Origin of the sequence: Curtobacterium sp. B8 (assembly GCF_000333315.1) — a bacterium.
Classification (GTDB): domain Bacteria; phylum Actinomycetota; class Actinomycetes; order Actinomycetales; family Microbacteriaceae; genus Curtobacterium; species Curtobacterium luteum.
Genome location: NZ_BACW01000699.1, coordinates 1 through 536 on the forward strand (window position 1 = coordinate 1; position 536 = coordinate 536).

Annotated in this window: 1 protein-coding gene; it reads left to right on the top strand. The window is 70.3% G+C overall.

Annotated features, from left to right (window positions below; all coding sequences use genetic code 11):
• Window positions 1-341: 341 nt before the first annotated feature.
• Window positions 342-536, top strand: a 195-nt coding sequence (locus tag I59_RS20495) for a DUF4118 domain-containing protein (RefSeq protein WP_042726928.1), incomplete at its 3' end; no start/stop codon positions are given.

Here is a 536-nt window from a genome sequence, read left to right on the forward strand (position 1 = left end):
CACCCCGACCACGAACGGCTTCGAGCGCGAGGTCGGTCCCCGGCTCGAACGTCTCCGGAAGATCACCCGCGGCGAGTAGGCGCGGCGGTGGTCCGGCGCCCGACTTGCTGCTATCGTTGGTCCGCCTACGTCCTGGTCCTCGAGCACGGCTGCGTCGAGGACAGAGTGCCACTCCGGTGGCACGGGGGCAGAGGTTCGGACTGTAGCCGTCCGATCCCACAGGCTCATCCCTCTGGATCCCGTCGTCGGGACCGGTCCTTCCCGGCGGCGGGTTCGCCCTGCCGCGGCTCGGGGGCAGCCTGTCCCGCGGCCGCATCGTCGCCGCGTTCGTACTGTCGCTCGTGGCCGGCCCGCTGCTCACCTGGCTGCTGTCGCTCGGCAAGGACCCGGACGCCATCACGGTCGACGTGCTCGCGTACCAGCTGCTCGTGCTCGTCGTGGCGCTCGTCGGCGGCATGTGGCCCGCCGTGTTCGCCGCCGTCCTCTCCGGTCTGAGCCTCGACTTCTTCTTCGTGCAACCCCTCTACATGGTCACC